Origin of the sequence: Bradyrhizobium sp., from assembly GCF_036735945.1 — a bacterium.
Lineage (GTDB): Bacteria > Pseudomonadota > Alphaproteobacteria > Rhizobiales > Xanthobacteraceae > Bradyrhizobium.
Map to the genome: position 1 here is coordinate 60,769 of NZ_DAINNI010000023.1, position 7,967 is coordinate 68,735.

7 protein-coding genes are annotated in these 7,967 nt (G+C 62.3%); 6 read left to right on the forward strand and 1 reads right to left on the reverse strand.

The window, feature by feature from the left end:
* Positions 1–9: 9 nt before the first annotated feature.
* Positions 10–978 carry a helix-turn-helix domain-containing protein gene (locus V7E26_RS11130; protein WP_324415721.1) on the reverse strand — a complete coding sequence of 323 codons (969 nt, stop codon included), beginning with the start codon at positions 976–978 and terminating at the stop codon, positions 10–12.
* A gap of 414 nt (positions 979–1,392) precedes the next feature.
* Here V7E26_RS11130 and xoxF5 point away from each other — a divergent pair, with 414 nt between their 5' ends.
* The 6 genes from xoxF5 to V7E26_RS11160 all read left to right on the forward strand — a co-directional run.
* The gene (gene xoxF5 / locus V7E26_RS11135; protein ID WP_324415703.1) at positions 1,393–3,198 is read left to right on the forward strand and encodes a lanthanide-dependent methanol dehydrogenase XoxF5; all 1,806 of its coding nucleotides are present in this window, start codon (positions 1,393–1,395) and stop codon (positions 3,196–3,198) included.
* A gap of 107 nt (positions 3,199–3,305) precedes the next feature.
* A complete protein-coding gene (locus tag V7E26_RS11140) occupies positions 3,306–3,785 on the forward strand; it encodes a c-type cytochrome, methanol metabolism-related (RefSeq protein WP_324415723.1) in 480 nt (159 codons plus the stop codon).
* Positions 3,786–3,857: 72 nt separating this feature from the next.
* Positions 3,858–4,964 carry an S-(hydroxymethyl)glutathione dehydrogenase/class III alcohol dehydrogenase gene (locus V7E26_RS11145; RefSeq protein WP_324415705.1) on the forward strand — a complete coding sequence of 369 codons (1,107 nt, stop codon included), beginning with the start codon at positions 3,858–3,860 and terminating at the stop codon, positions 4,962–4,964.
* Between the two features lie 33 nt (positions 4,965–4,997).
* Positions 4,998–5,567 carry an S-(hydroxymethyl)glutathione synthase gene (gene gfa / locus V7E26_RS11150; protein ID WP_324415707.1) on the forward strand — a complete coding sequence of 190 codons (570 nt, stop codon included), beginning with the start codon at positions 4,998–5,000 and terminating at the stop codon, positions 5,565–5,567.
* A 260-nt stretch (positions 5,568–5,827) separates the two neighbouring features.
* Complete coding sequence (locus tag V7E26_RS11155; RefSeq protein ID WP_324415709.1) at positions 5,828–7,012, forward strand: fumarylacetoacetate hydrolase family protein; 1,185 nt, start codon at positions 5,828–5,830, stop codon at positions 7,010–7,012.
* An 18-nt stretch (positions 7,013–7,030) separates the two neighbouring features.
* On the forward strand, positions 7,031–7,967 hold a 937-nt coding region (locus tag V7E26_RS11160; protein WP_324415710.1), incomplete at its 3' end, for a Gfo/Idh/MocA family protein.

Here is a 7,967-nt window from a genome sequence, read left to right on the forward strand (position 1 = left end):
CGTTAAATGTCAGGATGCGCCCGATACCGAATCGTTGGCGTGCGCCTTGTGGATGGCCGATGGCACGACTCCGAAGTGCTTCCGGAACACGCGGCTGAAATGCGACGAGCTCGAAAAACCCCACGAAAATGCGACGTCCGTGATCGTCTTGCCGTGTTGGGTCTCCAGCTCCTGCCGGCAGTGCAGCAGCCTCGCCCGCCAGATGTAGTCGCTGACGGTCATGCCCTTGTCGCTGAACAGCATGTGCAGGTAGCGCTTGGTGCAGCCGAGCGCCGCGGCGATCTGGTCGATGCTCAGCTCCGGATCGCGCAAATGCTCGCGGATGAATGCCTGCGCACGAATGTACATCGCTTCGGGGCCGACGCGATCGAACATCGTGTCGGCCTCGCGCAGCGGCAACAGCAACAGGTCGATCAGCGAGTCGGCAACGCCCACAGCGTTGAAGGGCGACAACCTGTTCGCCTCGTCAAAGGCGGTGTGCACGAAGTCGTAGGCGATGCGGCCGGTGCCGTTGCGCGCGGAAAGCTTGCACGGCAACATTTTCGCGGTACGGAAGCCACGCTCGTGCAGCAGTTCTTTCGGAACGATCACGACCTCATGCCGCGTCAACGAGGGGCTGATGATCGTGTGCGGGCAGGAGACGTCGTAGGCGAGGCAGTCGCCGGGCATGATGTCCATGCGACGGCCAGCCTGTTCGAAATGAGAGATGCCGTAGGTCTGGAACAGAATCTTGACGTAGGGATGCTCGCTCAGCTTCGTGCCAGAGACAGTGTGCGCAATGCGATGCTGGCTTGCCTCGATCTGGCACAGTTTCAGCTGTGAGACGGTCGTGTAGTTGATGCGCCCCTCGAGCGAGGAGCCTTCGAGCGGATCGATATCGAACTGACCACAGAGATCCGTCAGCGCGTCTGACCAGGTTTGCAGCTGCTTTTTCGGCGCCAACCCGGAAGTGCTGAGTGAACGAACTGTATCAGACATTGCCCAGCCACCGATTTGAGAACAGGCTGCAACCTCCGCCAAGGCGTCGGCCAGATGGTCGTGTTATATGGACCCAATTTAGGCAGTCGTCAGGGAAGCCGAGCAGATTCTTCCCAATATCCCTTTGACAATCCTCCAACTTAGTTTCGACCGCGTCAAGGGAAACATCAGACGGGAGTCGCGCAGGAGCGTGTGGGAACACGCCCACGGCATGATGCTTCGCAGCATTGCGGCAGTGCCGGAACGTCGCACCGGAGCTGAATCAAAAAATTCGATTGGGTTTCGCTATTGAGCAAACACGGTTCGCTCTTGGGCAAGTTTCCTATTCCGGGACGGGATAGGGATAGGGACCAAAAATGGAAGAAGTGGCCGTCTACGCGGCTGCCGAAAATTCACATCTGGGAGGGATCCACTATGCGCAAGGTGCTGACTGCAACCTGTCTCGGCGCCGTGGCGGCGTTGGCCGTGGGCGCTGCCTACGCCAACGACGATCTGGCGAAGATGGCGGCGAACCCGAAGGATTGGGTAATACCCGCCGGCGACTATGCCAGTTCACGCTATTCCAAACTGAACCAGATCAACGCGTCCAACGTCGGCAAGCTCCAGGTTGCCTGGACCTTCTCGACCGGCGTGCTGCGTGGCCACGAAGGTGGACCGCTGATCATCGGCAACATGATGTACGTCCATACGCCGTTCCCGAACAAGGTCTATGCTCTTGACCTTTCGCAGGACAACAAGATCGTCTGGAAGTACGAGCCGAAGCAGGACCCGAACGTCATTCCCGTGATGTGCTGCGACACCGTCAATCGCGGCGTGGCCTATGGCGACGGCAAGATCTTCCTGCACCAGGCTGACACCACGCTGGTCGCGCTCGACGCGAAGACCGGGCAGGTGGTGTGGAGCGTGAAGAATGGCGATCCGGCCAAGGGTGGCACGGGAACGTCTGCCCCGCTGGTCGTCAAGGACAAGGTGCTGATCGGCATCTCCGGCGGCGAATTCGGCGTGCAGTGCCACGTCACCGCCTACGATCTGAAGAGCGGCAAGCAGGTCTGGCGCGCCTTCTCGGAAGGGCCGGACGATCAGATCATGTTCGATCCCGAGAAGACCACCGAGCACGGCAAACCGGTCGGCAAGGATTCCAGCCTCAAGACCTGGCAGGGCGACCAATGGAAGATCGGCGGCGGCTGCACATGGGGATGGCTGTCCTATGACCCCAGCCTGAACCTCGTCTACTACGGCTCGGGCAACCCCTCGACCTGGAATCCGAAGCAGCGTCCGGGCGACAACAAGTGGTCGATGACCATTTTCGCGCGCAATCCGGATACCGGCGTGGCCCGTTGGGTCTATCAGATGACGCCCCATGACGAATGGGACTATGACGGCGTCAACGAAATGATCCTGAGCGACCAGAACGTCGGCGGCGCGGATCGCAAGCTGCTGACCCATTTCGACCGCAACGGTCTGGCTTACACGATGGACCGTGCCACCGGCGAACTCCTGGTCGCCGAGAAGTATGATCCGAAGGTGAACTGGACCTCCGGCGTCGACATGAACAAGAGCTCGCCGACCTACGGTCGTCCGAAGGTGCTCGACCAGTTCTCAACCGAGAAGGGCGGCGAGGACAAGAACACCAAGGGCATCTGCCCGGCGGCGCTCGGAACCAAGGACCAGCAGCCGGCAGCCTATTCGCCCGACACTCAGCTGTTCTACGTGCCGACCAACCACGTCTGCATGGATTACGAGCCGTTCAAGGTGAGCTACACCGCAGGTCAGCCCTATGTCGGCGCGACGCTGTCGATGTATCCGCCCTCCGGCGAGAACCACATGGGCAACTTCATTGCCTGGGACAACAAGACGGGCAAGATCGTCTGGTCGCTCCCAGAGCAGTTCTCGGTATGGTCCGGTGCGCTCGCAACGGCAGGCGGCGTGGTGTTCTACGGGACGCTCGAAGGCTACCTGAAGGCGGTCGACGCCAAGACCGGCAAGGAGCTCTACAAGTTCAAGACTCCTTCCGGCATCATCGGCAACGTCACGACCTATGAGCAGGGTGGCCGGCAGTTCGTGGCCGTGCTGTCCGGTGTCGGCGGCTGGGCGGGAATCGGCCTTGCCGCAGGTCTGACCGATCCGACCGCAGGCCTCGGCGCCGTCGGTGGCTACGCCGCGCTGAGCAACTACACGGCACTTGGCGGCACGCTCACCGTGTTCGCGCTGCCGCAGTAAAGCAGGACCACCTCGTCCGGCGCGTGGCTCGCTCCACGCGCCGGTTCTTCTCTTCTGATATCGAGGATGAGCTCTTGCGTAAGATCTGGTTGATTGCAGCCACTCTCGTGCTGGTGGCGGCGGGAACGGTTGTCCGCGCTGCGGACGATGCCACCGCCGTCAAGTCCGAGGATGGAAAGTATCTGGACAAGGAAGGCAACCCGACCTTCCACGTTGCGGCCGACGGCACGGTCGATTGGTACACCTATTCGGGATACCGTCGGTATCACTCGGAATGCCATGTCTGCCACGGCCCTGACGGAATGGGATCGACCTACGCGCCGGCGCTGGCGGATTCACTGAAGACCATGAGCTACGCCGATTTCCTCGGCGTGGTCGCCAGCGGCCGCAAGAACGTCAGTACGGCGCAGGAAAACGTCATGCCGGCATTCGGCGATAACCCGAACGTCGCCTGCTACATGGACGACCTCTACGTCTACCTGCGCGCCCGCGCGCATGACGCGGTCGGTCGCGTACGGCCCGCCAAGCGTGAAGACAAGCCCGAGGCCTACGCTCAGGCGGAAAAGGCCTGCATGGGAGGCAAATGATCGTGCCTGGTATTGCGAGGTTCGCAATGGCATATCGGTGCCGCAACCTGAAAAGCGAATTTGGAGTCTAGAATGAAAACGCGCGCCGCTGTCGCTTTCGAGGCGAAGAAGCCTCTCGAAATCGTCGAACTCGACCTGGAAGGGCCGAAGGCCGGCGAGGTCCTGGTCGAGATAAAGGCGACCGGAATCTGCCACACCGACGCCTACACGCTCGATGGATTCGACAGTGAGGGAATATTCCCTTCGATTCTCGGCCATGAGGGTGCCGGCGTCGTCCGCGAAGTGGGGCCGGGCGTGACGTCGGTCAAGCCGGGCGATCACGTCATTCCGCTCTACACGCCGGAATGCCGCCAGTGCAAAAGCTGCCTGAGCCAGAAGACCAACCTCTGTACCGCCATTCGCGCCACCCAGGGCAAAGGTGTGATGCCGGACGGCACCTCGCGTTTCAGCTACAAGGGCAAGACGATCTACCACTACATGGGCTGTTCGACGTTCTCGAATTTCACTGTGCTGCCGGAAATCGCGGTGGCGAAGATCCGCGAGGACGCGCCCTTCGACAAGAGTTGCTACATCGGTTGCGGCGTGACGACCGGCGTCGGCGCCGTGGTGAATACCGCCAAGGTGACGCCGGGCGCCAACGTTGTCGTGTTCGGCCTCGGCGGCATCGGTCTCAACGTCATTCAGGGCGCGAAGATGGTGGGGGCCGACAAGATCGTCGGCGTCGACATCAATGATGCCAAGGAAGACTGGGGCCGCCGCTTCGGCATGACGCACTTCGTCAATCCGACCAAGGTCAGCGACATCGTCCAGCATCTGGTCGGGCTCACCGACGGTGGCGCCGACTACACCTTCGACTGCACCGGCAACACCAACGTGATGCGGCAGGCCCTCGAAGCCTGCCATCGCGGCTGGGGCGTGTCGGTCATCATCGGCGTTGCGGAATCCGGCAAGGAGATCGCGACCCGGCCGTTCCAGCTTGTGACCGGTCGCGTCTGGAAGGGAACGGCGTTCGGCGGGGCGCGCGGCCGCACCGACGTGCCGAAGATCGTCGACTGGTACATGAACGGTAAGATCGAGATCGATCCGATGATCACGCATGTCCTCAAGCTGGAAGAGATCAACCAGGGATTCGATCTCATGCATCAGGGCAAGTCGATCCGCTCGGTAGTCGTGTTCTGAATAGGGGAACTTCAAACAACGGAGGATAGGCCCATGACTGTTCACATCCACCCATCGGTCGACGCCGGCGTCAAGCAGGGGTCGGGCAACTTCGCCGGCGGGACCCTTGTCTGCAAGTGCACGGACAAGCCGGTCAAGGTCGCCATCAAGGGCGACGTCGCGCATAACCACGCCTGCGGCTGTACCAAATGCTGGAAGCCCTCGGGCGCGACCTTCTCCGTCGTCGCCGTGGTGCCGCGCGACAATGTGAAGGTGATCGAGAATGGCGACAAGCTGCAGGTCGTCGACGCGGCGGCGGTGATCCAGCGTCACGCCTGCAAGGCCTGCGGCACGCACATGTACGGCCGGATCGAGAACACCGGGCATCCCTTCTACGGCCTCGATTTCATCCATCCCGAACTGTTCCAGGAAGGTGGATCGGCGGCGCCGGGATTCGCGGCGTTCGTTTCCTCCGTGATCGAGTCCGGCGTTCAGCCAAGCGAGATGGCAGGCATCCGGGCAACGCTGAAAGAACTCGGGCTTGAACCCTATGACTGCCTGTCGCCGGCCTTGATGGATGCGATCGCGAGCCACGTGGCGAAATCCAAGGCCAAAGCGGCCTGACCACAGCCGCTTGACGAAGGCGCGGAGCTGATCCCGCGCGTTCGAACTCCGCCGATGGCACTTGCCATCGGCGGAGATGATACGCCATCACGCTATTCGTCGGTTGAGGTCGGTGGGCGACAAGCCTGCCGGCCTTTTGCATGTTGCGCTGCGATGTGGACGGTTCCGGCTTTTGAGCGGCTCCGGGGTGTTGACCCGTCGCGCGGTTCCCTTCTATGGACGAGGTCGACCTGACCGCCGCCTCGCAAAGGATTTTCACGATGCCGATCGTCACGGACGCTGCCTTCATTCTGCCCGAGGACTCCACAGGTGCTGCGCTGATGGGGCGGATCTGGCGCCCCGATCTGGCCGGCCCGGCGGTAGCAGCGATCCGTGGGGATGGCGTGTTCGACATCACCGACGAATTCCCGACCGCCAGCCAGGTGGCCGCCGCGTCCGATCCGGCCCAGGCGCTGCGCGCCGCGCGCGGCGAGCGCGTCGGCACGCTCCAGGATCTCCTGAACAACACTCCGCCGGATACGCGCGATCCGTCCAGGCCGTGGCTGCTGACCCCGATCGACCTGCAGGTGATCAAGGCCGCCGGCGTCACCTTTGCCGTCTCGATGCTGGAGCGTGTCATCGAGGAGCGCGCGCGCGGCAATCCGGATTCGGCGCAAGCGATCCGGGCCGAGGTGACGCGGATCGTCGGCACAGATCTCTCACAGTTGAAGCCGGGCTCGGCTGAAGCGCAGCATGTCAAGGACGTGCTGGTTTCCCAGAACGCCTGGAGCCAGTATCTCGAAGTCGGCATCGGGCCGGACGCCGAGGTCTTCACCAAGGCGCCGGTTCTTTCCGCCGTCGGCACCTGCGTGGACGCGGGTCTGCATCCGAAATCGACCTGGAATAATCCGGAGCCGGAGGTGGTGCTGGTGGTGACGAGCGATGGCCGCATCGTCGGCGCGACGCTCGGCAATGACGTCAATCTGCGCGACTTCGAGGGACGCTCGGCGCTGCTGCTGTCCAAGGCCAAGGACAACAACGCCTCCTGCGCGATCGGACCCTTCGTGCGCTTCTTCGACGGAAGCTTCACGCTCGACGACGTCAGGAAGATGGAGATCGCGCTGGAGGTGAAGGGGCCGGAGGGCTTTGTCCTGCACGGCGCCTCCTCGCTGACCCAGATCAGCCGCGACCCGACCGACATCGTCGGGCAGACCATCAATGAGAACCATCAATATCCCGATGGCTTCGTGCTGTTTCTGGGCACGATGTTCGCCCCGATCCAGGACCGTTTCGCGAAGGGGCAAGGCTTCACTCATGTCGAGGGCGATCTGGTGACGGTTTCCACGCCGAAGCTTGGCCGGCTGACCAACCGGATGCGTCACAGCGGCGATTGCGAGCCCTGGAAATTCGGGCTGACCGAGCTCTTCGCCGCCTTGATGCGCCGCAAGGGTGTCGCGCGACGATAAACGGGAGACGATCCGGGAATGGCCAAAATCAGGATTGGGCTCGCCGGCTGCGGCTTTGTGTCCGAGCTGCATATGCACGCCTACCGCCGCGTCTACGGCGTCAACGTCGAGGTACGCGCGGTGGCGGCGAGAGGCGAGGCCGTCGTCGAATTTGCCGGCCGCCACCAGATCCCGACGGTCTATCGCAACTTCGGTGACCTGATCGCCGACGCCGATATCGATGTCATCGACATCTGCACGCCGCCCAATCTGCACGCCACGATGATCATCGAGGCGATGCAGGCCGGCAAGCACGTGATCTGCGAAAAGCCGTTCGCCGGTTATTTCGGACGCGACGGCGACAGGGCGCCGATCGGCAAACATGTGCCGAAGGCAAAGATGTACGAACGGGTGCTGGAAGAAATGCAGAAGACCCGGGCGGCGATCGAACAGACTGGCCGTCTCTTCATGTATGCGGAGGACTGGATCTACGCGCCGGCGATCAGCAAGACCGTGGAGATACTGAAAGCGACCAGGGACAAGATCCTCTTCATGAAGGGGGAGGAGAGCCACTCCGGCTCGCATGCCGCGCACGCCGCGCAATGGGCGATGACCGGCGGCGGCTCGCTGATCCGGATGGGATGTCATCCGCTTTCGGCCGTCCTCTATCTCAAGCAGGTCGAGGCCAAGGCGCGCGGAGAAACCGTCGGTGTTGCCGCCGTCACTTGCGATGTCGGCAATGTGGCGGCGTGCCTGCGTCCGGACGAGCGCGGCGTCATCAAGTCGAACCCGGTCGATGTCGAGGACTGGGGCGTGCTGACGGTCACGTTCTCGGACGGTACCAAGGGAACGGTGTTCTCCGGCGACATGATCGCAGGCGGTGTGCGCAATCTGATCGAAACCTATACCAGCGGCGGCGCCCTGTTCGCCAACATCACGCCGAACACGCACATGATGAGCTATCAGACCAGCGAGG